This is a genomic window from Mycobacterium sp. ENV421 (assembly GCF_002887815.1).
Classification (GTDB): Bacteria; Actinomycetota; Actinomycetes; order Mycobacteriales; family Mycobacteriaceae; genus Mycobacterium.
In genome coordinates this window covers 58,010-81,202 of the sequence record NZ_PDHO01000017.1, presented here as the reverse complement: position 1 = coordinate 81,202, position 23,193 = coordinate 58,010, and the positions used below count along the sequence as shown (strand labels likewise).

The 23,193-nt window shown below is 66.6% G+C and carries 23 protein-coding genes; 5 read left to right on the top strand and 18 right to left on the bottom strand.

The window, feature by feature from the left end:
* Positions 1 to 62 precede the first annotated feature (62 nt).
* Together CRM90_RS19525 and CRM90_RS19520 are read left to right on the top strand one after the other, a co-directional pair.
* Entirely contained in the window at positions 63 to 1,055 is a 993-nt protein-coding gene (locus CRM90_RS19525) for a cation transporter (RefSeq protein WP_102808593.1), read from the top strand.
* 366 nt (positions 1,056 to 1,421) lie between these two features.
* Positions 1,422 to 2,207: a biotin--[acetyl-CoA-carboxylase] ligase gene (locus CRM90_RS19520; protein WP_102808592.1), complete on the top strand. Its 786-nt coding sequence runs from the start codon at positions 1,422 to 1,424 to the stop codon at positions 2,205 to 2,207.
* 1 nt (position 2,208) lies between these two features.
* On the opposite strand, the gene CRM90_RS19515 is transcribed toward CRM90_RS19520, so the two are convergent.
* Genes CRM90_RS19515 through CRM90_RS19505 form a run of 3 tightly spaced genes read right to left on the bottom strand, consistent with a single transcriptional unit; the run spans position 2,209 to position 5,121 of the window.
* Positions 2,209 to 3,369: an acyl-CoA dehydrogenase gene (locus CRM90_RS19515; protein WP_102808591.1), complete on the bottom strand. Its 1,161-nt coding sequence runs from the start codon at positions 3,367 to 3,369 to the stop codon at positions 2,209 to 2,211.
* Positions 3,370 to 3,407: 38 nt separating this feature from the next.
* Positions 3,408 to 3,920, bottom strand: coding sequence for a 5-(carboxyamino)imidazole ribonucleotide mutase (gene purE / locus CRM90_RS19510; protein ID WP_102808590.1), 513 nt, complete (start codon positions 3,918 to 3,920; stop codon positions 3,408 to 3,410).
* A complete protein-coding gene (locus tag CRM90_RS19505) occupies positions 3,913 to 5,121 on the bottom strand; it encodes a 5-(carboxyamino)imidazole ribonucleotide synthase (RefSeq protein WP_102808589.1) in 1,209 nt (402 codons plus the stop codon). The genes purE and CRM90_RS19505 overlap by 8 nt, the downstream gene beginning before the upstream one ends.
* 57 nt (positions 5,122 to 5,178) lie before the next feature.
* On the opposite strand from CRM90_RS19505, the gene CRM90_RS19500 reads away from it, so the two are divergent.
* A complete protein-coding gene (locus CRM90_RS19500; protein WP_102808588.1) occupies positions 5,179 to 5,829 on the top strand; it encodes a GtrA family protein in 651 nt (216 codons plus the stop codon).
* Here CRM90_RS19500 and CRM90_RS19495 read toward each other — a convergent pair.
* From CRM90_RS19495 to CRM90_RS19475, 5 genes are read right to left on the bottom strand one after another with little or no spacing between them, the layout of a single operon-like run.
* Complete coding sequence (locus CRM90_RS19495) at positions 5,784 to 6,302, bottom strand: PH domain-containing protein (protein ID WP_102808587.1); 519 nt, start codon at positions 6,300 to 6,302, stop codon at positions 5,784 to 5,786. The two genes, CRM90_RS19500 and CRM90_RS19495, sit on opposite strands and share 46 nt — an antisense overlap.
* A gap of 27 nt (positions 6,303 to 6,329) precedes the next feature.
* A complete protein-coding gene (locus CRM90_RS19490) occupies positions 6,330 to 7,013 on the bottom strand; it encodes a DUF2510 domain-containing protein (RefSeq protein ID WP_233209401.1) in 684 nt (227 codons plus the stop codon).
* A gap of 51 nt (positions 7,014 to 7,064) precedes the next feature.
* Positions 7,065 to 7,259 carry a hypothetical protein gene (locus CRM90_RS19485; protein ID WP_102808585.1) on the bottom strand — a complete coding sequence of 65 codons (195 nt, stop codon included), beginning with the start codon at positions 7,257 to 7,259 and terminating at the stop codon, positions 7,065 to 7,067.
* Positions 7,256 to 9,472, bottom strand: a complete 2,217-nt coding sequence (locus CRM90_RS30520) for a hypothetical protein (protein ID WP_158249035.1) — start codon at positions 9,470 to 9,472, stop codon at positions 7,256 to 7,258. Before CRM90_RS30520 ends, CRM90_RS19485 begins: the two co-directional genes overlap by 4 nt.
* Before the next feature lie 40 nt (positions 9,473 to 9,512).
* Positions 9,513 to 10,733, bottom strand: coding sequence for a glycoside hydrolase family 16 protein (locus CRM90_RS19475; protein ID WP_102808584.1), 1,221 nt, complete (start codon positions 10,731 to 10,733; stop codon positions 9,513 to 9,515).
* A gap of 502 nt (positions 10,734 to 11,235) precedes the next feature.
* On the opposite strand from CRM90_RS19475, the gene CRM90_RS19470 reads away from it, so the two are divergent.
* Positions 11,236 to 12,009: a glycoside hydrolase family 16 protein gene (locus tag CRM90_RS19470; RefSeq protein ID WP_102808583.1), complete on the top strand. Its 774-nt coding sequence runs from the start codon at positions 11,236 to 11,238 to the stop codon at positions 12,007 to 12,009.
* A gap of 7 nt (positions 12,010 to 12,016) precedes the next feature.
* Here CRM90_RS19470 and CRM90_RS19465 read toward each other — a convergent pair whose 3' ends face one another.
* The 6 genes from CRM90_RS19465 to CRM90_RS19440 are packed head-to-tail and all read right to left on the bottom strand — an operon-like array spanning position 12,017 to position 18,469.
* On the bottom strand, positions 12,017 to 13,318 hold the full coding sequence (locus CRM90_RS19465; RefSeq protein ID WP_233209400.1) for a lipopolysaccharide biosynthesis protein: 1,302 nt from the start codon (positions 13,316 to 13,318) through the stop codon (positions 12,017 to 12,019).
* Entirely contained in the window at positions 13,285 to 14,613 is a 1,329-nt protein-coding gene (locus CRM90_RS19460; RefSeq protein WP_102808582.1) for a glycosyltransferase family 2 protein, read from the bottom strand. The genes CRM90_RS19465 and CRM90_RS19460 overlap by 34 nt, the downstream gene beginning before the upstream one ends.
* Complete coding sequence (locus tag CRM90_RS19455) at positions 14,610 to 15,554, bottom strand: glycosyltransferase family 2 protein (RefSeq protein ID WP_102808581.1); 945 nt, start codon at positions 15,552 to 15,554, stop codon at positions 14,610 to 14,612. The genes CRM90_RS19460 and CRM90_RS19455 overlap by 4 nt, the downstream gene beginning before the upstream one ends.
* Positions 15,551 to 16,456, bottom strand: a complete 906-nt coding sequence (locus CRM90_RS19450) for a glycosyltransferase family 2 protein (RefSeq protein ID WP_233209399.1) — start codon at positions 16,454 to 16,456, stop codon at positions 15,551 to 15,553. The genes CRM90_RS19455 and CRM90_RS19450 overlap by 4 nt, the downstream gene beginning before the upstream one ends.
* Before the next feature lie 19 nt (positions 16,457 to 16,475).
* Positions 16,476 to 17,339: a glycosyltransferase family 2 protein gene (locus CRM90_RS19445; RefSeq protein ID WP_102808580.1), complete on the bottom strand. Its 864-nt coding sequence runs from the start codon at positions 17,337 to 17,339 to the stop codon at positions 16,476 to 16,478.
* Positions 17,336 to 18,469, bottom strand: a complete 1,134-nt coding sequence (locus tag CRM90_RS19440) for a class I SAM-dependent methyltransferase (RefSeq protein WP_102808579.1) — start codon at positions 18,467 to 18,469, stop codon at positions 17,336 to 17,338. Before CRM90_RS19440 ends, CRM90_RS19445 begins: the two co-directional genes overlap by 4 nt.
* A 14-nt stretch (positions 18,470 to 18,483) precedes the next feature.
* On the opposite strand from CRM90_RS19440, the gene rfbC reads away from it, so the two are divergent.
* Positions 18,484 to 19,050, top strand: coding sequence for a dTDP-4-dehydrorhamnose 3,5-epimerase (rfbC, locus tag CRM90_RS19435; protein ID WP_102808578.1), 567 nt, complete (start codon positions 18,484 to 18,486; stop codon positions 19,048 to 19,050).
* Here rfbC and CRM90_RS19430 read toward each other — a convergent pair.
* The 4 genes from CRM90_RS19430 to CRM90_RS19415 are packed head-to-tail and all read right to left on the bottom strand — an operon-like array spanning position 19,022 to position 22,741.
* A complete protein-coding gene (locus CRM90_RS19430; protein WP_102808577.1) occupies positions 19,022 to 20,062 on the bottom strand; it encodes an NAD-dependent epimerase/dehydratase family protein in 1,041 nt (346 codons plus the stop codon). The genes rfbC and CRM90_RS19430 overlap by 29 nt on opposite strands.
* A complete protein-coding gene (locus CRM90_RS19425; RefSeq protein WP_102808576.1) occupies positions 20,063 to 20,713 on the bottom strand; it encodes a PIG-L deacetylase family protein in 651 nt (216 codons plus the stop codon). It abuts the gene before it with no gap.
* Positions 20,706 to 21,488, bottom strand: a complete 783-nt coding sequence (locus CRM90_RS19420) for a sugar phosphate nucleotidyltransferase (RefSeq protein ID WP_102808575.1) — start codon at positions 21,486 to 21,488, stop codon at positions 20,706 to 20,708. Before CRM90_RS19420 ends, CRM90_RS19425 begins: the two co-directional genes overlap by 8 nt.
* Positions 21,485 to 22,741 carry a class I SAM-dependent methyltransferase gene (locus CRM90_RS19415; protein ID WP_102808574.1) on the bottom strand — a complete coding sequence of 419 codons (1,257 nt, stop codon included), beginning with the start codon at positions 22,739 to 22,741 and terminating at the stop codon, positions 21,485 to 21,487. Before CRM90_RS19415 ends, CRM90_RS19420 begins: the two co-directional genes overlap by 4 nt.
* Between the last annotated feature and the right edge of the window lie 452 nt (positions 22,742 to 23,193).

The following is a 23,193-nucleotide window of genomic DNA, read 5'->3' as shown; positions in this document are numbered from 1 at the left end:
GGACTGAGTCCAGCGACACCTAGCTGCCGGGGATGGCCTGGTGCCACCGCTAGGCTGACCCGATGACGGACGCCCCGGAGGCCCTGGTCCTTCGTGCCGAGCGGCGCAGCCTGCGCGCCTACATGTTCACCATGGTGGGGCTGGCGGTGCTCGGCTTCGCCATCTATGCCATCACCCGGGTGTCGGCCACCCAGCTCGACGGTGTCATCTCGCTGATAAACGCGGCGGCGGCATTCATCGCCGCAAAGCTGTCGGTCACCTCGTCCAGGCCACCGGATGCCGAAAGCCCTTACGGGCGACTGGCATTGGAGAACCTCTACGCCCTGTTCCGTTCGCTGATGATTCTCGGCGTGGTGATCGTCGGGGTGGTGACCAACTCGATCAAAGTGATCGACTACGCCATCACCGGTCAGGGCACCGAGCCGGAGTTCGGACTTGCGGCCATCTACACCGCGGTGTGCGTAGTGATCTGCTTCGGCTTGAAGTGGAATCACGAACGCAACAATCGCTCGGTCAACGGTGCGTCAGCGTTGCTTCGGGTTGAGGCCACCGCGGCCAAGATGGAGGCCCTCATCAGCGGCGGCATCTGCGCCTCGCTGGTGCTCGTCGCCGTCCTACCCGAGGGCACCTTCCTGACGTCGGCCACCTTCAACATCAAAGACATCGCCGACAGCATCATCGTGCTGATCCTGTGTGCCCTGCTGGTGGGCGAACCGATTCGGCAGATCCGCCTCGAGTTCGGCCGGCTGTCCGGGCGGCGCGCCGACCCTGCCCTGGACGCGACGGTGCGGGCCGTCATTGCCGAGGTCGCCGAGGAGCACGCCGACGAACTCGACCACGAACTGACCCTCGTCGATGCGCTGGCGATCAGCCGGGGCAAGGCCACCGAGGTGGATCTGCGGGTGTCCTACACCGGCACGATGTCAGTGGACGAACAGGATGAGCTGCGGGCGCGCACCTACGCCGAACTACGTAATCGGCTCGGGCCGATCCGGCTCACCCTGGTCTTCACTACATTGCCCATTCATGCAGTGCCCACCGTGAACATGCCCTGAGCTGCGCGAACACCGTTGCTATCGCGATCGGCTCGCTGCCGTGCGGCGAAGCCGCGACAGATGGAAAACGCCATTTTGCCGCCGTACTTTCGAACACTGGCTACGTTCAGCGCAGGGGCCTGGATGTTGTAGCGGGGGGCGAACTTATGAGCGATGCCATGGCGTCGACGGCAGTCAAATACGGATCATCGGTGTGGTGCCGCAATGTGCGGTGCCGGCGGTGTAGCGCGATGCACTGGGTGGCCACGAACGTCAGTGTCATGGCCTGCGAGCACTGCGGAGAAGCGATCGAGTTCACAGTCCCTCATTCAGCGGGCTGACGTTTTGGTGAGCCGTTGACTCTGGCCGGGCACTAGGCTGCCGGAGGTGAACCGAGCGGCAGTGAACCTCACCTCGATCCGCGAGCAGTTCCCCGGCCGCATCGACGTGGTGGCCGAAACCGGCTCCACCAACGCCGACCTGCTGGCCCGGCACGCCTCGGGCGAGGACATCCGAGGCGCCGTGCTGCTCGCCGAGCACCAGAGCGCCGGCCGTGGCCGCAATGGCCGCAGCTGGTCGGCACCGCCGCGCTCCCAGATCGCCCTGTCGATCGGCGTCGGCGCCGACGGTGTCCCGCCGGAGAGCTGGGGCTGGCTGCCGTTGCTCACCGGGATAGCACTGGTCGACGCGGTCACGGCGACCACCGGCATCGAGGCGAGAGTGAAGTGGCCCAATGACGTCCTGGTGGGGACCGGCAAGCTCGCCGGCATCCTGGCCGAGGTGGCCGCACCCGATCCGGTCATCGTGGTGGGTCTGGGGCTCAACGTCACGCTGACTCCTGACGAGGCGCCCGACCCCAGGGCCACTTCTCTGCAGATGCTCGGCTCCACACAGCTCGACCGCGACGCGCTGGCGGCGACAATCTTGCGCGAGCTGACCGCCCGGATCGAAAAGTGGCAAACCACACCAGGACCCGACCCGGCACTCGTCGAGGACTACCGGCGGCGTAGCAGCACCCTGGGCAGCCAGGTGCGGGCCGTCATGCCCGGTGACCGTGAGATCACCGGTACCGCAGTCGATGTCGACGAACTCGGTCGGCTCCGCATCGATACCGGCGCCGAGGTCATCACGGTCTCGGCGGGCGATATCACCCACCTGAGACCGGCCGGCTAGATCAGCGCAGCAGCGCCCGGGACATCACAACCCGCTGAATCTGGTTGGTGCCCTCGTAGATCTGGGTGATCTTGGCATCACGCATCATTCGCTCCACCGGGAAGTCCACGGTGTAGCCGGCACCACCGAACAGCTGGACCGCATCGGTGGTCACCTCCATGGCGACGTCGGAGGCGAAGCACTTCGACGCCGCCGAGATGAACCCGAGGTTGGGTTCACCGCGCTCGGCGCGGGCAGCGGCGGAGTACACCATCAGCCGGGCCGCTTCGACCTTCATCGCCATGTCGGCCAGCATGAACTGCACGCCCTGGAAATCGGAGATCGAGGTGCCGAACTGCTTGCGGTCCTTGGTGTATGCGATCGCGGCGTCCAGCGCGCCCTGCGCGATTCCGACCGCCTGCGCACCGATCGTCGGGCGGGTGTGGTCGAGGGTGGCCAGCGCCGTCTTGAAGCCGGTGCCCGGATCGCCCACCATCCGGTCGCCCGGGATGCGGCAGTTCTCGAAGTACAGCTCGGTGGTCGGCGAGCCCTTGATGCCGAGCTTGCGCTCCTTGGGCCCGATCGTGAAGCCCTCGTCGTCGATGTGCACCATGAACGCCGAGATACCGTTGGCGCCCTTGTCGGGATCGGTCACCGCCATCACGGTGTACCAGGATGACTTGCCGCCGTTGGTGATCCACGCCTTGGCGCCGTTGAGGATCCAGTCGTCGCCGTCGGCCTTGGCCCGGGTGCGCATCGACGCCGCGTCACTGCCGGCCTCCCGCTCGGAGAGTGCATAGGACGCCATCGCCTCACCCGAGGCGATCGACGGCAGCACCTTCTTCTTGAGCTCTTCGGACCCTCGCAGGATCAGACCCATCGTGCCCAGCTTGTTGACGGCGGGGATCAGCGACGCCGACGCGTCGACCCGGGCGACCTCTTCGATGACGATGCACGCCGCCACCGAGTCCGCTCCCTGGCCGCCGTACTCCTCCGGCACGTGGACCGCGTTGAACCCCGAGGCGTTCAGCGCATCCAGCGCCTCCTGCGGAAAGCGCGAATTCTCGTCGCAATCGGCCGCATACGGCGCGATCTCTTTCTCCGCCAGCGCGCGGATCGCGGTCCGCAGCTCGTCGTGCTCCTCGGGCAACTTGAATACGTCGAAATCGGGGTTCCCAGCCATCACAGCCTCCTTGCTACTCGCCGGTAACTTTACCCGGCTCATCCCTCACCGAGTAATCGCTCCCGGAGCGCCCGGTCCTTCGCCAGTACTTGCGCTTCCAAGTCGTCCTGGAAACTCTCCATACGCTTGCGCAGCGCAACATCCGCGGTGGCCAGGATGCGCACCGCCAGCAGCCCCGCGTTGCGTGCACCGCCGATCGACACGGTGGCCACCGGCACACCCGCCGGCATCTGCACGATCGACAGCAACGAATCCAGGCCGTCGAGCTTGGCCAGCGGCACCGGCACCCCGATCACCGGCAGCGCGGTGGCCGAGGCCACCATCCCGGGCAGGTGGGCCGCCCCTCCGGCACCGGCGATGATCACCTGGATGCCCCGGGCCGCCGCGCCGCGCGCGTAGTCCAGCATCCGGCCCGGGGTTCGGTGCGCCGAGACGACGCCGACCTCGAACGGCACCTCGAACTCGGCCAGCGCCTCGGCGGCCGCCTCCATGACGGGCCAGTCGCTGTCCGAACCCATGATCAGCCCGACCCGAGGCCCGTGTTCAGGCATGCCCGTCCCATCCGTCCGTCCACTCCGCGTGCGACAACCAGTGTGCCGCCCGTTCCGCGCGTTCCCGTACCCGGTCCACGTCACCGTCCGCCGCACCGACGATGTTGACGTGACCCACCTTGCGACCAGGCCGTTCCGCCTTGCCGTACAGGTGGACCTTGGCCTCCGGGATGCGGCCGAACAGGTGGTGCAGCCGCTCGTCGACGCTCATCGCCGGAGCCTGCGGCGCGCCCAGCACGTTGGCCATCACCGTCACCGGCGCGATCGGCCGGGTGTCGCCAAGCGGATAGTCCAGGACCGCCCGCACATGCTGTTCGAACTGGCTGGTCACCGCCCCGTCCATGGTCCAGTGCCCAGAATTGTGTGGCCGCATCGCCAACTCGTTGACCAGCAGCGTGCCATCGGTCGTCTCGAACAGTTCGACGGCGAGCACCCCGACCACGCCCAGCTCGCCGGCCAGCCGCAGACCCAGCTGCTCGGCTTCGGCGGCCAGGTCTTCGGACAGCCCCGGCGCCGGCGCGACGACCGTGACGCAGATGCCGTCGCGCTGCACTGTTTCCACGATCGGCCACGCCGCCCCCTGCCCGAACGGGGAGCGCGCCACCAGAGCCGCGAGTTCGCGGCGCATCGACACCCGCTCCTCGAGCAGCACCGGCACCCCGTCCGCCAGGTATCCGGCGACCGCCTCCCGGGCGTGGGCGAGATCACGGGCCAACACCACGCCGCGGCCGTCGTAACCCCCGCGCACGGTCTTGATCACCACCGGGCCACCGACGTCGGCGGCGAACGCGTCGACGTCGTCGACACCAGAGACCGCGGTGAAGCGCGGGATCGGCGCGCCCAGACCCGCCAGCTTGCGCCGCATCACCAGCTTGTCCTGGGCGTGCACCAGGGCTTCGGGCGGCGGCGCCACGGTGACACCCTCGGCGACCAGGGTGTCGAGCAGCTCGGTGGGCACGTGCTCGTGATCGAACGTCAGCGCCGACGCTCCAGCGGCCGCGCGACGCAGCGCCTCGAGGTCGGTGTGGGCGCCGATGACGACGTCGGGAGTCACCTGAGCGGCCGGGTCGTCGGGGCTGACGGCCAGGACGCGCAGGCTCTGTCCGAGGGCGATCGCCGCCTGGTGGGTCATCCTGGCCAGCTGCCCGCCGCCGACCATGGCGACGATAGGAGGTCTGGGGCTCTTCGACACGGCCATCATGGTGTCAGACCTGCGCGAGTACGCACACCTGCGGTGACTTCCGTAGACTTTCTCCTTGTGTCTTTTGCTGATGCCACCATCGCTCGGCTGCCCCGACCGATCCGGCCCTTCGCCGAGCGGCATCACGAGCTGATCAAGTTCGCGATCGTGGGCGCAACGACGTTCATCATCGACTCCGCGATCTTCTACACGCTGAAGCTGACGATCCTCGAGCCCAAGCCGGTCACCGCCAAGGTGATCGCGGGCATCGTCGCGGTGATCGCCTCCTACGTGCTGAACCGGGAATGGAGCTTCCGCAACCGCGGCGGCCGCGAACGTCACCACGAGGCGTTGCTGTTCTTCGGGGTCAGCGGCGTCGGCGTGCTGCTGAGCATGGCCCCGTTGTGGTTCTCCAGTTACGTGCTGGAGCTGCGCGTGCCGCACGTCTCACTGACCAACGAGAACATCGCGGACTTCATCTCCGCCTACGTGCTGGGCAACCTGCTGCAGATGGCGTTCCGGTTCTGGGCGTTCCGCCGTTGGGTCTTCCCCGACGAGTTCGGCCCCAGCCACGACAAGGGACTGGAATCCACCCTCACCGGCGGCGGTTTCGCCGAGGCGATGGAGGACGAGTACGAAGCGGGCGCCACGGTCACACCGCTGCGACGCCGGCGGGCGTCGCGTCAGCTGGGTGACTCGTCAGAGCCCAGGGTGTCGAAGACTTCGTGATACAGCAGTGAATGCACCCGCTCCACGCGGGGAATGTCGTCGAACTCCAGGGGATCTTGACTCGCCGACTCGATGATCAGCGTGCCGGTGCGCAACATCCGGTCGAGCAGACCGTGGCGGAATTCCACACTGTTGATCCGCGCCAGCGGGATGTCGATACCCGACCGCGTCAGCAGCCCGTGACGGAACATCACCCGACGGTCCGTGATCACGAAATGCGTTGTGAGCCAAGTGAAGAACTTCCACAACGTCAGCCAGCCGACCAGGATCACCCAGATCGCGGCGATGACCCCGAACAGCACCTTCTTCGCGGTGGGGTCCCAGTTGGTGTTGTTGACCAGCGCGGCCACGAATGCCGCCAGGATCGTGGCGATCAGCAGCACCAAGATCGGGCCGACCAGCCGCTTCCAGTGCGGGTGACGGTGCAGCACGATCTGTTCGTTCGCGGCCAGCACGTTCTCGGGATATCCCACGCGGCGAAGATTACCTAGTCGGCCCGGTCACTGGGCAGGTTGGAGGTATTCGAGGCAGCCGGCTTCGGTGCGGCCCGTCTGGGCCATGCAGACCCCCACGGCCGGGTCGCCTCCCTGCCCGACGTCGGGCATCGGGATGTCACCCGGCGACAGCGACCACAGGTAGGTGTCGGTGCCCGCGAGGCGCTCACAGTAGGTGGGCGAACCGTCGGCGGCCACGCCGCCGCCGGTGTCGGGCCGGCACGGGCTTGCGACCGCGACGGGACCTGGCGCGGGCGGCGCCGACGGAGTGGTTGCGGCAGACGGAGTGGTTGCGTCGCGTGACAACTGAACCCAGATGTCGGCGCCGGCACCGGCCAGCAGAGCCACCGTGATCAGCCCGGCGACGAGCGCGACCCAGGACTCGGTCCGCCTGGACTGGCGGTCCACCCCGAGGGTTCCACCGTCGGCGACATGCCGGGTCCAGCGCACGCCGTCCCAGTATCGGCACTGGTGCCGGCCGGTGGGATCGACTGACCACCGGGCCGTCGACGTCGCAGGCTCGACGCCGGGCGGTGCGACCAGCGGCGCGCCGCAGTCACCGCAGAACCGCCGAGTATCGGGGTTTGCGTGCCCCGCCAGGCAGATGACCGCCCCTGCCTCCAGCAGGTCACCGCACTCACCGCAGAAGTACTGTCCGTCGGGGTTGTCATGGCCGTTGGCGCAGGTCACCGTCGCCCGTCCGGACCGCCCTTGCTCCACCACGTGCCGATGAACCTCCCCTTATGAGACAAACGTCACCATATCGACCGTGGCGACCGCGATTGCGGCGACGGCCACGCACACCGCCTCCGCCATCAGGATGGCGGTCGTGCGATCGGGTCGGCGCGTGCCGTCACCGGGCACCGCCCGTTCCCGCCGGTACCCGGCCGCCACATACAGCACGCCTGCCACGACGAACAATGCGATCGCGATCATCGGGATCCTCCCAAGCTGATGGCCGGCGCCTCGGGCCGTTTGAGCACCAGGACTCCCCCGGAGTCGTACACCACCTGATAGCCCTTCTCGGTTTCCAGGATCTGCACTGCGCGCCGCAGGGTGGCCCCACTCACCCCGGCGCTCAACCGGATGAAGTTCTCGTCCTGGGCACTGTCCGAGAAGTACTCGACTTCGGGCCGCGCCGTGCAATCGGCCAGCACCTCGGCCGAGGAGAAGCAGGTGTCCTCGAGATCGAAGGTCCGCGGCACTCCGTACAGGGCGCCCTGTCCCCAGTAGCCCAGTCCGGCATCGCCGATCTTCGCGACGAGCTCGTTGCCGATTGCCAACTCGTGCGGTGTCGTTCGCTCGAAGGAGATGTTGAGCCCGCGGTTCGCGGTCACCAGCAGGCCGGTGAGCAGCAGCGCGCAGCCCGCCGCCACCGCGGTCAGCCGACGGACGACAAGGCGGTCGGTACGTGGACGCATCAGCGGCAGCAGACAAAGCGCGACGAGCGGCGAAAGCACCGGCGACGCATAGAGAAACGCGCGGATCGCCACCTCGCCGCCGTAGCTTTGCAGCACCACCAGAACGAACGGCGCAAACGCCAGCGCCGCGACCAACCACGGCCTGCTGCGGGGCAAGCGCCGCAGCCGAAGCCAGCCCACGGCCGCCATCGACATCAGCAACAGCGCCGAGACGATCCGGAGCAACTGCATGTGACGGTACGTCGGATCGCCCGTGATCTTCTGCGAGACACTGGAATTGAGGTTTTGATCAACACCGCCGATATCGGCGATGACCTGGCCGAGGTGCCCTTGCCAGTACGCGGCGGCGCCGTAACGGAACCAGGCGATGAAGATCAGAAAGGCAGCCAGCCAGAGCAGCTTGTAGCGGGTAAGGCCGGCGGCCGAGATGATCACCAGCATGCCGATGGCAGCCAGCGGCGTGAGTTGGTGCGCGACCACCATCGCAGCGAGGATGACGACCAGAACGGCCTCGACCGCCAAAGTCCACGGCGCGTCCCGGCCTGCCACCCGCCCCGGTATCCGCCGCCACGCCGTCGCGATCCTGGTGATCCGTCCACCCGCGAGCGCGGGCACCGCGGAAGTCCGCAGCTGCCAGAGCAATACGGCCAGCAGGGTGGCGTAGAACTGCATCGCGACGGCCTGCGGCGCGAAGTAGTCCTGCTGATACCAGTTGAACAGGGTGAGCATGGTGACGCCCAGCCAGGCGGCCCGGCGGCTGCCGGTGATGGACAGGCCGATCGCGAACACCGGGAACATCAGGCAGATGCCGAACACCAGTGAGGCGCTGACCAGAAGGATCTCGCTGTCGTGCAGGCCGGTGGTGGTGATCACATTGGCCGCTGCGGAGAAGAAACCGGCCCAACTGATCCGGGCATCCACCGGTGGCGGCAGCGCGCCGGATTGGATCAGCCAGTTGGTGATCATCCGGTGCACGTATGCCGTCACGAACGGCGCCGTGCCCATGGACCACGCGACCGGCATGGTGATGTAGGCGATGAGGACGACGTTGGCGGTGGCGACTGCGATCCGGTCGAGAACGGCGCGGCGATATTGGACCACCAGCAGCACACACAGCAGCACCAGGCCGGCGAAGTACTCGAACCCGAGCACACCGATCAATCCCAGGCTGCCCGCCGCCGAGACGTCCAGTCGCCGAACGGCGCTGAAGAACAACGCGATCGCCGCGACCAACAGGACCGCACTGAGCTTGCGGTCACCGGTCGGCGCGACCGCGCGGCATACCCAGCGCAGCACGTCCCGTACCGTCGCCGTCTCGCGTGAACGCTGCCACCGCCGCCCGAGCACCGCGGTGGCGGCCGCGCCGAGGCCCAGCACGATGAACTGCGCCGCGTACGGCTGATGCAGATTGCCTGCGTAGTTCAGTTGAGCGACAAGCACATTGACTGCCAGCGACAACGACACCACGACCGCGCCGAATACCCCGTTGGTGGGCAGCCGCAACAATGCCGCGACCGGGAGCCCAGGGACCAGCAGCACCGCCGCAACCCCGACCACTGCACGCAGTGCCGGCGGCAGCGCGCCGGCCACACCAAAGGCGGACAGCAGGGTGACGGCCAGCGAGCTGGCGATCACGATGCCGGAGAGGACGACTGTCAGGGGTATCCATGGCGGCAGTGGCGCGCGGTTGCCCGGCCGTGCCGGGGAACTCTCGACGCGTTGCAGCACTGAATCAGCCTACCGTTAGCTGATATCGCCCGCGCGCGCGTCAACTGCCCGCATACGACCAGATCGAAACCCAGTCGACCAGCACATGGCCGCTATTGGTGCCGTTCCCGTCCGTCTCGATCTGCAGTTGCCAGCGCATGGGCTTGCTGGGCACGTATTTGGTGCTGTCCATCACCAGTGCGTCGTCCAGATAGAACCGGACATGGCCCGGCAACCACTCGATCGTGTAGACGTGCCAATCGGTGAATGCCGTGCCGGTGTTGACGCCGTCCTGACCACCTGCCGAGCGGGCGTAGTGGGCGTAGGCGTTCGACGTCGACGACAACGCGCCCTCCGGGAAGTCTTCTTCACCGTCGGCGGGCCACAGCTCGGACTGCGGCCAGAGCAGGAAAGCGATGTGATACTCGCTCAGCGCGGACGTGTCGGCCTTGAGCCGGACCGAGTAGCGGCCATACGTCTGGTACTGAGTTCCGTTGGGCAAGACCGGCGACGGGTTCGCCCCCGCGGGTTGGCCGGCGACGTTGTGCAGGTAGTAGTCCAGGGTTCCATTATTGACGCTGAGCACTTGGTCGGCACGGTAGGGGCGATGTTGGTACGTGTCGGTGAAGGTCTGCGGATAGGTCAGCCACTTTTGGCCGTCGGCGCCCACGTAGACGATCTTGGCCGGGTCCGACGGATTGGCCCAGCTGCCCAGTGCGGCGTCCTTTGTGAAGTTGTCCGCCAGAAGGTGTTTCCAACCGGGAAGGTCGGCCACCGGCGCACTGGTCAGTCCGTCTGACGGGGTGGTTGCCGTCGCGACGACGCTGATGGTGTCGATGTACAACGCGCGGACGCAGAAGAACCACTGCGGGTTGGCGAATTTGACGCCGACAGTGTGCGTGCCGGCCGCGACAGTGGCGGTCGCCGTGTAATCGGTCCACCTGCTCGCCGTGATCGGACTGCGCCCGATCACCGCGCCGTCGACAAGCACCGCAGCGACCGGAGCTCCGAAACACTGCAATCCCCTGGCGCGCACGACAACTTGAATGGATTGCGGCAGCGCGAGGGTCGTCGACACCGTCACCGCCCCGGTCAGCCCTAGCGCCGTGCCGCCGGATGCCGCCGCGTCTGTGACGACTTTGGCGCCGCTGGTCGTCGAGAGGGTCATCGCCTCGGCCTCGAACAAGACCTTGTCCGCCGCTCTGGCGGGCGGCGCCACGGCCAGCACCGCACCCCAGACAACCGACAGGGCCACCACTGCAGCCGAGCACAACCGGAACATCGTGGCTCCATCGGGTTGAAGACGCTCGGGGAGTGAGCGAAGTCACAATAATCCGCGGCCGATCACTATTCATATTGAGCTCACCTATCACTTTGGTAACAGTTGCATGCGAAAGGAAAAGGTCGGCCCCAGTCGGACCCGGCCATCGAATTGGACTGAGCACCACCGGAATACCGATGACGGCCGCCAACCGCCGGTCCAGTTCGGTGGCTGAGAATTCTCAGCTCCAGGCCCACCGGCCCGGCCAAATGAGGCCCACACGTCCGCTGGCGGCGTATGGTTCGGGACTTATGCGAGATCGGCTGTGTAAGTGTGGACACGACCGTTCGGCACACGAGCATTACCGGCGTGGGACCGAGTGCGTATTGTGCCCATGCCCACGTTTCCGTGGACCCGGCCCGGCCGGCAAGCTGGTGCAGTGGATCACGTCACTCGGCCGGGGCGACCAGTCCCGATAGCTGGGTAGACTGGCAGTCCCGGGGTCGACGAACCAAGGGAGCACATGCCAGTCCCCATCTCGCGGGCCGCGCGCGTTGCGATTTCACTGACCAGCGTCGCGGCGGCGACCTTCGCGCTCACCGTCGGATCGGCCGCACTCCTGCGTCCGGTCGCCGACGCCCAGTCGGGCAACGGCAATTGCCCCAACACCGCCGCCGCCGCACACGGCTGGGGCGAACCCAACCGGACCGACAATTTCGACGGACCCGGATCACTCAACCAGTGGTCGATCTATGACGGACCGGGCCACGACGGAAACGGCCGCCGTACGCGCGACGCGATCTCTGCGGCGGACGGCAAACTCACGATTACCGGTGATCCACAAGGAAACTCGGGCGGCATGGCTTTGCTCCCGGGCCAGCTGCATGGCCGCTGGGAGGCCTGCGTCAAATCCTCACCGGCCTCCCCCGACTACCACGCGCTGCTCCTACTGTGGCCCGACGCCGAAAACTGGCCGGTCGGTGGTGAAGTGGACTTCATGGAGATCGCCGATCCCGCCCGCCAGTCCGTCGAGGGCTGGCTGCACTACGGCCCCAACGACGAGCGCGAGTCGAGCGCGGTGCAGATCGACGCCACCCAGTGGCACAGCTGGGCCGTCGAATGGACCCCGCAGCGGATCGCGATGTTCGTCGACGGCGTCCAGTGGTGGGCGGCCACCGACCCGGCGCACTTTCCTCCCGGGCCGATGCATCTGTGCATTCAGCTGGACAATTTCGGCGGCGACCTCAACAACGGGGGCTCGATGTCGGTCGACTGGGTCCGCCAGTATTCGGCCTAGACCTGGCCTATTCCAGGCCGGGCGCCCGGACGCGACGCAGCCAGCGGATCGCCGGCGGCAACAAGACCACCGCCGGAATCGCTTCGGCCGCAAGATAAGCCCAGCCGACGCCGATCACGCCGACGTGTGCGGTGATCAGCACAGTGCCGGCGACCACGATCGTGGTGGACACGCACCGCATGACCACCATCAGGGTCAACTTGCGGCGCACCCGCGCGAATCCTTCATAGACCGCACTCACCGCCGACAGCGGCACGAACGCCGCCGCCAGCAGAAGCAGTCCCTGTCCCTCGGCGCGATAGTCGGAGCCGATGATGCCCAGCACCCACGGACCGATCACGACCAATCCGAGCGAACCGACCACCGACACGACGGCCATCATCTGCACCATCCGGGTCGACAGGGCCGCCACATTGTCGGGGTGGGCGGCTACCTCGGCGACGAACGGGCTCATCACCAGATGCACCGCGAAGTACAGGGCGTTGATGATCGCCCAGGTCACCGCGAAATGTGCGTTGGCGGCCGCACCGAACCTGCTCACGATGATCAGCGGCACGACGAGGGGTCCGATGATCCACAGGGTGGTGATCCCGAAGGACGACCCGACATACGACAGAAGCTGGGCTCGCGCCGGTAGTTCGGACGGCTGCCGGAACTGGGCGTGCGTGCGCCACCGCCGGCGCATTGCCGCCAACACCAACAGTGTTCCGGCCGCAGCGGTCGCCCCCCAGGCCAGCACGATCGAGGCGCCGCTGCCGGTCCAGACCAAGGCGAACAGAACCGCCAATTTGATGACCGCATGGATCAGGTTCTTCACCGCCGACCACTTCGTCACCCCGAGCCCGACGGCGGTCTTGTCCAACAGGGTGAACACCGCCAGCACCATCACCAGCAGGGGGTAGCCCGCCATCGCCCAGCGCGAGGTGAACAGTTCGTCGCGCGGGCCGAAGGCCACCAGCGCCCACCCGGCCAGCAGCGCGGTCACCGCGACGAGCAGGTAACCGCGGGTGATCAGCGTCCCGGCCTTCTCGCCGGCCAACGGCAGGAAGCGTTCGTAAACCGTGTCGATGCTGAGCATCGACAACATCGACAACATCAGTGCCGAGGTGATCAATGCGGCGGCCACCCCGACTTCGGCTGCGGGGTAAAGCCGGCCGGCGGCTCCCCAGAACACCAGACCCAGGATCCCGGTCAGCAGGCTGGAGGCGATCAACGAGATCGAGTTGACGGTCATGTTGCGTCCCGCGGTGGGCGGCACGACGTCGGTGGTCACCATCAGCCGGATGCCCTGCGCAGCCGGTTGCGCCACGCCGCGACGAGATACACCCACGCGCCGGCGGCGATGAATCGCCATGTGCCATTGCCGATGTCGGACGGCAAATCGGATCGCACCGTGGTCGACGGAGCGGCTCGCCGTGCCGTGGACCGCAGATGGCGAACCAGCGCCGGCCTGCGCCGCACCACCGTCTTCAGCGCGAGCAACGCCATTGCCGGATCGGAGGCGAGCTTGGCCAACCAGGCCCCCAAACCCAGTCCGTAGCCGCGGGTCTGGGCGCGCAGGTCGTCGACGGTCGCGCGGTGCCGGTGCCACGCAATCGCGGCTGGTTCACGTACGAGTTGTCGGCCCGACCGCAGGATGCGGAAGAACATGTCGATGTCCTCGCCGCCGCTGACCCGCGTTCCCGCGCCCAGTCGTTCGTCGAATCCGCCGAGGCTCAACGCGATCTGCCGGTCGACGGCGAAGTTGGCCCCGGTTCCGTAGTGCCGGACTTCGAACGGATACAGCGGAACGTCGTGGGGTGCACGCGACCACTCGAAGATGCGGACCTCCGCCGATTCCGTCCACCCGGCTCGATTCTCGAAGTAGGCCTGAGCGGGGGTGCGCAACTCGCCGGCCGGCACCATCCCGGACACACATCCGACCGAGTCGCCGTAGCTGAACCCCTTGACCAGGACGCTCAACCAGTCCCGGTCGACGACCACATCGTCGTCGACGAAGGCGACGATGTCCCCGGTTGCCGCCAGCAGGCCGGTGTTCCGTGCCCGGGAAAGACCGGGCACCGGCTCGGTGATCAACCGCACCCGCGAGTCGGCGAGGCTCGTGACGAACTCCCGCGTCGCGTCGCTGCGGGGTGCGTTGTCGACGATCAGCACGTCGAAATCGTGATACCCGGCGGCCAGAACGGAGGCCACCGCCGACTTCAGCAGGGCGGTGCGATCACGCGTGCACAACACCACCGTCACGTGCGCCGACTCGGCCGACGAGCGCGCGGCTGAACCCAGTGCTGGTCGCGCCGCGCACTGTCGCTGCGCACCAACCTGATCTCGCAATTCCGAGAACGCCACCTGACCGTCGGTGACGGCGATGTCGACAAAGCCGACCGCCCGTTGCTGATCGCGAACCAGCAGCCGGGCGCGGGAGAATCCCTCGGCGTTCTGCAGCAGGCACTGCGCAGGCGTGCCGGAGTGCGCGCTCGCCCGGTCGGCGGATTCGACTGCGTCGAGCCACACTTCACCGATCCAGACCGCACCGCTCCAGCTCGGCCGATCCGGGTTCGGCAGCACAGGCGCCAGAGTCAGGCAGGCAGAATCGGATGCGTTCACGGCGCGCTCCGGGACAGACTTCGACTGATCTTGGCCCTGGCGAAGCCCAGCGTCGTGGCGGCCAGCCCCAGGCAGATGGCTGCTGCCCGGGCCAGTCCGTCGGAAGTCATCGATCTCATCTCCCGGGCAACGGCGGCCGGCAACACCCGCCGAACATAGGACCGCTCGCTGCTCAATCCGGCAGCCGCCCCGGTCATCTCGGTGACAACCGCCTTCGACATGCCTTCGTGGTAACACCGCCGAACGAAGTACCGCAGCGTGGTCCGATCGTCGGATACATGGTGCTCGACCCTGATGTCGGGGTCGAAGAGCACCTGGTTGGTGGCTGCGGCGGCCCGGACCCGGATGAACAGCTCGGTTTCCTCGCAGCCGACCGGAGTGGCACCCACCCGCCCCACTTCGGACCGGAACCCGCCGACCGTATCGAAGACCGACCGGCGCAGCGACATGTTGCAACCGATCGGGTTACGCACCGGGGCAAGCTGTTCCGGCTGTCCGACGTAGCTGCAGCCGACCACCCAGTCGAATTCGGGCGGAATCCAATTCGGTCGGCTGTCCGGCCACACCGGGCTGGCGTACCCGCCGACGCCGGCGACGGTCTGGTCCCGATAGTGATCGCGCAGATCGTCGGCCCAGCCCGGTTGCGCCACCGCATCGTCGTCGAGGAAGGCCACCACGTCGCCGCGGGCGGCACGGACACCGGTGTTGCGCGCTCCGGACAGCCCGCGGGTCTCTTCGTTCGGGATCACCCGCACCCGTGCGTCACCGTCGAATAGGTGCCGGGCGGCGGACAGCAACTCGTCGCAGTGATCGATCACCATGATCAGCTCCACCGGGTTGGCGGCACCGGTCAAGACCGACTCGGCCGCATGTCGCAGCCGCTCCCAGCGGTCGGTGGTGTAGGCACAGATCACCACGGACAGGCTCAACTCTCGTGTCATCTCACCGGGTTCCGGGATCGTCGCGACGCCCGCACACTGCTGAGCTTGAACAGCATCACCCGTTTGAGCAGCACGTCGTAGCGGTTCAGCTTGCCGAGCAACTGGTCGGAGTACCGAATCTCCCACCGCGGATCGTCGATGAGCTTGCGGGTGAACGTATCCTGCTGCACCAGTTGCGATCGCGCCGAGGTCAACGCGGTGAGCGACCCGCCGCGGATGCGATAGGAAGCAAGGGTTTCGGGCATGCCGTAGAAGTGGCCGAGCCCCAACAGCCGGGCCCACAGGTCCATGTCGAGGGTGAACACGTGCGGCCCGCTGAAGCCGCCGCATCGGTCGAAGTCGCTGCGGCGGAACATGACTGATACCGGCGCGCCGACGGGATTCTTGGCGCTGCGAACGATCCGCCGGATCACCTGTTCGCCGGTCTGGTGTCCGAGGAGCCCCCGTAATCCCCGGGCCTTGAACAGCAGCGCACCCGAGTCATCGATGAAATCGGTGCGACTGGCCACCACCGTCACATCCGGATTGCTCTGCAGTATGGCGGCCTGGGCGGCGACGCAGTTGTGCTTGAGCGTGTCGTCGGCACTGATCACCTTGACGAACTCACCGCGGCTGAGCTCGACCGCCAGGTTGTGGTTCTCCGCCGCCGAAAGGGTGGTCTCGTTGCGGACCACCCGGACGCGATCGTCGGTGATGCTGTCGAGGATCGCCGGTGTCTCGTCGGTGCTGTGATTGTCGACGACGAGGATCTCCAGGTCCGGGAAATCCTGCGCAAGAACGCTGTCGAGCGTGTCGCGCAGAAACTCGCCCGCCTGATAGGCGGGTATGCACAGCGAGACTTTGGGGCGCCTGGCCCCGCCGCCTCGCTCGGTATGTCGCTCGGACGGAATGGCTTGCCGCACGGTCGCCTGCCTCGTCATCTCACGCGTGCCGCACGTCGGGCAGGGACTCGTCGTGTGACTCCGCGTCGAGCCGGTACCGGGATGTCACAGCGACCTCGAGATCCCCGCTGCGCACGCTGCGGCGCCACCCCCGCCGGCGAGCCCGGTAGAACTCCTGAAGGATGGTCCACAGGATGCGCAGACCGTCCTTGGCGGCGTTGAGATTACTGGCGCCGTGGATGCGGTCGAGCTCATAGCTGCTCACTTCGGCGATCTGCATCCCACTGGCGGCCACGCGCACATTGATCAGCGACTCGATCTCGAAACCGTCTCCCCACTGCGGAGCTTGGATCTCGGTGTCGGGCAGGTCCATCACCTCGAGGCAATCCCGCCAGAAGGCGTTGTAGCCGTAGCACAGATCGGTGTACTTGGTAGCGAACAACGTGTTGACCAACGTGTTGAGGCCCCAGTTGCCGAACCGCCGCAGACGGGTGATGTCGCTGCTGCCGCCGCCCTGGACGAAGCGTGATCCCTTGGCGAAGTCCTTGCCCGAGATCAGCGCGCCGACGAAGCGCGGGATCTCCGCGGGGTCGGTGCTGCCGTCGGCGTCGATCATCACCACGATGTCGCCCGACGCGGCGGCGAAACCACACGCCAGCGCATTGCCCTTACCCTTTCGGGTCTGCCGTAGGTGCACACCGTGGGGCCAGAGCTCCCGCGCCACCAGCGCGGTGTTGTCCACGGAGTCGCCATCCACGAACACGATCTCGTCGACGTCGTGGGGCAACCGCGACGCGATGTAGGACAGGTTGCGCTCCTCGTTCAGCGCCGGGATAACCACCGAGATCGTGGGCCGGCGTGCCGAATGCGGCATTGCTTCCCAAATTCCGACGACCTTGCTCATAGACGTGTCTCCTCTCGATCAAGACTGTGCAACTGGGGCGTGTTCGCTGACTCACTGGTCATGAAGCGGTCGTCACTGATCCACCGTCCTGTGAGCTGGGGGTAGGCAACCGAGACCTCGGCGAGCAGGTCCGGCAAAGTAAGCAGGACGCAGTCTGGTTGCGCCGCAACGAGTTCATCGGGCGCGATGATCGGCACATCGGTTCCCGGCATCCGTCGTCCCTGCTTGGCGCGCGACGCGTCCGCGACCGCCGTGACAAGCCGACGGGTCACTCCCGCCAGCGCGAACAGCGCAACCGCACGAGACGCCGCACCGTAGGCGAAGACCCGGCGGTGTTGGGCCGCCTGGTCTTCGAGCCAGTCGCGCAGTGCCCGGCAGTGGGCGTCGGCCGCGCTCTGCAACGTCGCGACCGCCGCAGGCTCGGTGACGATGTGCTCGGCGGCGACGATGCGACGCACCGACGCGGGTGGGGCGGTATGCCCGTGCCTGGCCGCGACCAACACCGTCCCGCCGTACAGGTCGAACTCCCACGCGCCGACCGCGCTCATCCCGGCCTGCCTCAGCAGGCCGAGCAGCGCGGTGGTCGAGTAGTACGCAAAGTGGCCGTGGCGCAGGGCGTTCCACTGTCTCTTGCCCACGATCGTCGCCAGTGAGTGGTATTGGACCAGCAGCACACCGTCGTTCGCCGTCGCCTGCGCTCGGCGTGCGAACGCGGTGCGCTGATCCGGTTCGTGCATCAACCCGAAGCTGTCGAGCACCACGTCGGCGACCTCGGCGGTGGCGAATCCGCGCTCGGCCAGCAGTGGCAGCCAACTGCCGCCGTGGGGGCTGCCGAACTCGCGGACCGTCGATCCGCGCAGCAATTGCGCGGCGGCCACCCTGGTCACGGCATCGACGGCTTGGCGCTGCAACGCAGCCGGTTCCACCCCGCGCGGCTCGTCGGTCACGGTGTCGTCCTCGGCCAGCTGCGCCAGACCGCAGCCGGCACACAGGACCATCGCCAACGGATGCGAAGATTCTTCGGGCGCAACGGGTTCGGCGGCAGCAGGGAAGAAGTCCTGCGCGGGGACGCGGCCCACATCCAACACGGGCAGTAAGCCCCGACCATGACATCCTCGGCAACGACTCATGGCAGCATGGCCTCGTGGAGATCAAGCAAACCGGCATCGCCGGCCTCGTGGTGCTCGTCCCTGAACCGTTTTTCGATGATCGCGGTTTCTTCACCAGGACCTTCGACGCGGAGATCTTCGACAGCTACCTCGGCGCGCCGGGACTCAGCGCGTCGTTCATCCAGGATTCCCAGTCGCGCTCGGTACAGGGCACCATCCGCGGGATGCACGGCCGCGCCGGTCGCGGTGAGGCCAAACTCATCCGATGCGCCAACGGCGCCGTGCACGACGTTGTCGTCGATATCCGGCGTGACTCGCCGACCTTCGGCCGTCACGTATCGGTTGTGCTCGACGACAAGGACTTTCGGCATCTTTATGTGCCGCGCGGATTTCTGCACGGGTTTCAGGCCCTCACGCCGATCGCCGACGTCTGCTATCGGATCGATCGGCCACACGACCCGAGCGAAGACCTCGCGGTCGCCTTCGACGACCCCGATCTGGGCATTGCATGGCCGATTGCGCCCACCGCGATCTCGGCACGGGACCGCGCGGCGGGCAGCTGGCGCGATGTGGTCAGCCAACTCGGCCACCCTGGTACATAGTTTCGTCGAGCACGCCCGACTCGCGAAGCTCCTTCAGGCGGGCCAGCCGGGTGAAGCGGCCGCTGAACGCGTCCTGAGTCAGGTTGTGGTTGGTGTAGGTGGCGTGGAGCTCCGCGGCGCCGGCAGCCACCGACCACTGCGCCTGGAAGCCCAGCCGATCGCGGATCTTGGCGAAATCGACTCGGTACGAACGGGGGTCGGCACCTGTCTCGCCGGTGATGCGCAATTCGGTCCCCGGGACCACGTCCACAACAGCCTGGGCGATCTCGGCAACCGTGAGGTTGTTGGCCTCGGTGCCGACATTGAACGCCTGGCACCAGATCGTCTTCACCGGCGCGGTCAGACACAGCAGGAAGGCTTCGGCGATGTCCTGGGCGTGTACCAGCGGCCGCCACGGCGTGCCGTCGGAGAGAACCTTCACTACGCCGGTCAGGACCGCGTGCCCGACCAGATTGTTCAGCACGATGTCGGCGCGAAGCCGCGGCGAGAAGCCGAACGCGGTTGCGTTCCGCAGGAATACCGGTGCGAATCCGGAGTCGGCGATCGCCGCGAGGTCATCCTCCACCCAGACTTTGCTTTCCGCGTACGGGGTCAGGGGGCGCAGCGGTGCGTCCTCGTCGACCAGGTCGTCGCCGGCCGATCCGTACACCGAGCACGTCGATGCGTACAGGAACCTCGACACCCCAGCGGCTTTGGCGGCCTGCGCGAGGCGCGCAGATGCGCGGTGGTTGATCTCATAGGTGACATCGGGGGCGAGGTCGCCCAGCGGGTCATTGGACAGCGCCGCGAGATGGACGACCGCGTCCACCCCGGTCAGATCGTCGGCGGTGATGTCCCGCAGGTCCACCGGTCCATCCCGACGGATCTGCTCGGGATCCATCGGCGCGGGACCGAGCACGCAGTCGGCGAAATAGCCTGCGTCGAGGCCGACTACGTCGTGCCCGGCCGCACGCAACACGCCGACCATGACCGTGCCGAGGTAGCCCTGATGTCCGGTGACGAGAACTCTCACTCAACGACCTCCGAATCCGATGGACAACTTCTCCGCCGTGAACGCCTCCGCGTGGCGGCTGTGGCACTGCACTCCGCGCAGGCGCGCCAAGCCGAGGAAAGCCTCGTCGTCGAACCAGTCGTGCGTCGCCTGCGACGGGTAGTGCTTGCCAAGCAGTCGGGCTTTGGTCTCGGCGACACCGTGCGGCAGCGGATGGAAGAGATTCGGCCGGGGAGTGTCGGTCTCCCACTTCACGATCTCGTAGCCGAGGATCAGGTGGTCGCGGAACTCGGTGGGCAGCAACTCGGCGAGCAGCCGGTGGTCCTGGTGTGCATCGTGCCGGTGCGGACCGAAAACGACGGCGGGATCGCAGGATTGACGGAACTCGTGTAACGCTGATTTGACCTGCTGCCAATGGGCTGGGGCGCGGCCGTCGGGGATGTCGAGGACCGTCACCCGCACCGAAGCGCCCGGGCAGAACGCGTCGAGAGCAGCCCGCTCCTCGGCCTCCCGCTCACCACCACCGCCGGACAACACCAGCGCGTGCACGCGGAGCCCCGGCCGGTCGGAACACAGGGCGAGCAGGGTGCCACCCATCCCGATGGCGATGTCGTCGCAATGGGCGCCGAGCACAGCGATCTCGTCGACTCCACCGGTGAACAGTTCACGCATGCGCCGGCTCCCACAATGCCCAGGGTCGGACGCCATGGCGGTAGCCCTCGTCGAGCTCGGCACGTTCCTTGAACGTGTCGGCCGGCTTCCAGAAGCCCTCGTGCCGGTACCCGAACAACCGGCCCTGACCGGCGAGCGCCTCGCAGGCGTCGGCCACCAGGTCGCCGCCCGGCGGTAGGTAGTCGAAAACCGCTTGGGAGAGAACGAAAAAGCCGCCGTTGATCCAGATCGGGAAGTTCGCGACCGGCACGATGTCCTTGACCTCGCCGGAGTCCTTGACCTCGACGCAGTGGAACGATTGTTGCGGCGGGACCAGCATCATCGACACCGCGGCGCCGGAGGCGTGGAACTTGTCCACGATGTCGTCGAGGCGGGCGTCGGTGAGCACGTCGGCATAGTTGGCCAAGAAGTACTCGTCGCCGTCGAGATGATCCCGCACGCGTCGCAGGCGCTCGCCGATCGGCGACTCCAGCCCGGTGTCGACGAACGTGATCGTCCAGTCACTGATGTCGTTGTCGAGTAGATGGACCTCGCCGTCGCGCATGACGAAGTCGTTGGACTCCGTTTCGCGGTACTCCAGGAAGTAATCCTTGATCCGCGACGCTCCGTAACCCAGGCACAGGATGAAGTCCTTGTGCCCGAAGTGTGCGTAGTACCGCATCACATGCCACAGCAGCGGCCGGGGTCCGACCATCTGCATCGGTTTGGGGATGTCGTCGCCGACGGCGTTGCGCATCCGCATGCCGTAGCCACCGCAGAACAGGACCACTTTCATCTGGCTTGACTCCCAACCACTTCGGGCTTCTCATGCGCCGTGCGCAAGGTCGGCAGCGGGTAGACCAATTGACCGCCCCAGTCCGCGACGTAGGACAGTTGTGCGGTGAGCTCCGTTTCCAGATTCCACGGCAGGACGAGAACGACGTCGGGACGGTCTTCGGCGATCGCCTCCGGTTCCCTGATCGGAATGCGGGCGCCCGGCGTGAACCTGCCGTGCTTGTAGGGGTTGCGGTCGACCGTGTATTCCAGGAGATCGCTGCGGATTCCGCAGTAGTTCAGCAGGGTGTTGCCCTTGCCAGGAGCGCCGTAACCCACCACTCGCCGGTTGGACGCCTTGCATTCGAGCAGGAAGCGCAGGAGTTCGTGGCGCACCGCTTCGGTGCGGCCGCGCAGCCCGAGGTACCCGCCCACGTCATGCAGTCCGGCCTGCCGCTCGGAGTCCAGGATGTCGAAGAATCGTGAAGTGGGCTCGGCGTCAACGCAATCCGGCCTGGCCCAGAGCCGGATCGATCCACCGTGGGTGGGAATCAGTTCGGCGTCGACGACGCGCAGGCCGGCGGCGGCCAGTGCCCTGGTCGCGGTGAGGACTGTGTAGTACTGGAAATGCTCGTGATAGACGGTGTCGAACTGACCGAGGGTGACCAGGTTGTACGCGTGGTGCACCTCGATGCTGAGCCAGCCGTCGTCGGCGAGCAGGATTCGCAGCGCGCGGCCGAACCCGGCGATGTCCGGGATGTGCGCGTAGACGTTGTTGGCCACCAGCAGGTCGGCGGTTCCTCGCTCAGAGACCACCGCCCGAGCCAGCTCCTCGTCGAGGAAGGCTGTCCGCGTCGGCACTCCGCGGCTACGGGCCGCCGCGCCGACGTTGTGCGACGGTTCGATGCCCAGGCAGGGGATGCCGGCGGCCACCACATGCTGGAGTAGATAGCCGTCATTGCTGGCCACCTCCACGACGAACGAGTCCGGTCCGAGGTCAAGGCGTGCGACGGCGTCGGCCACGAAGGTCTTGGCGTGCTGCACCCAACTGTCGGAGTACGACGAGAAGTAGGCGTACTCGGTGAAGGTGTCCTCAGGCGTGATCAGCGCGGGAATCTGCAGCAGCAGGCATTCCTCGCAGACCCGCAGGTGCAAGGGGAAGGTCGGCTCGGGCGCGTCGAGTTCGTCGGCACCGAGAAACCTCTCACACGGCGGAGTGGCGCCCAGGTCGAGCACACTCACGAGCCGGTTCAGTCCACACAAACGGCAAAGCACGCAACCTCGATTCAGTCCCGCACTCCGCTCCCCGCGGCGGCGGTGCATCGATTTGGTTGACTGCCTTCAGATCACGCGATGAGGTGTTCGAAGTCCGCGTAGACAGAAACTGGCAGTTGTTCGCTCGGACGAACTGTAGCTACCAATCGTTAGAACCAGCAACCGGTAGACGGGTGTTCACCGGTAAGTGTGACGGACGCCATAACCTAACTTGTGTTGCGTTAACTGCAATTACGTCAATATGCACGAAATACGTTTTTTACCCAGTTCATGACAGGTTTATACATGCCAGGAAAATTTGCCACAGATTTTGTCACTCTTCCCAGTAATCCTCAGCAAACCGGACCGCGGCGGGCGACATTTTCCCAATTTTGGGAGTTCAGCATCACCACAGGGAATTAGCGGAGAACTGACCGGAGCGTGCAGATTCCGCACATCGGGCGGTCCCGCGT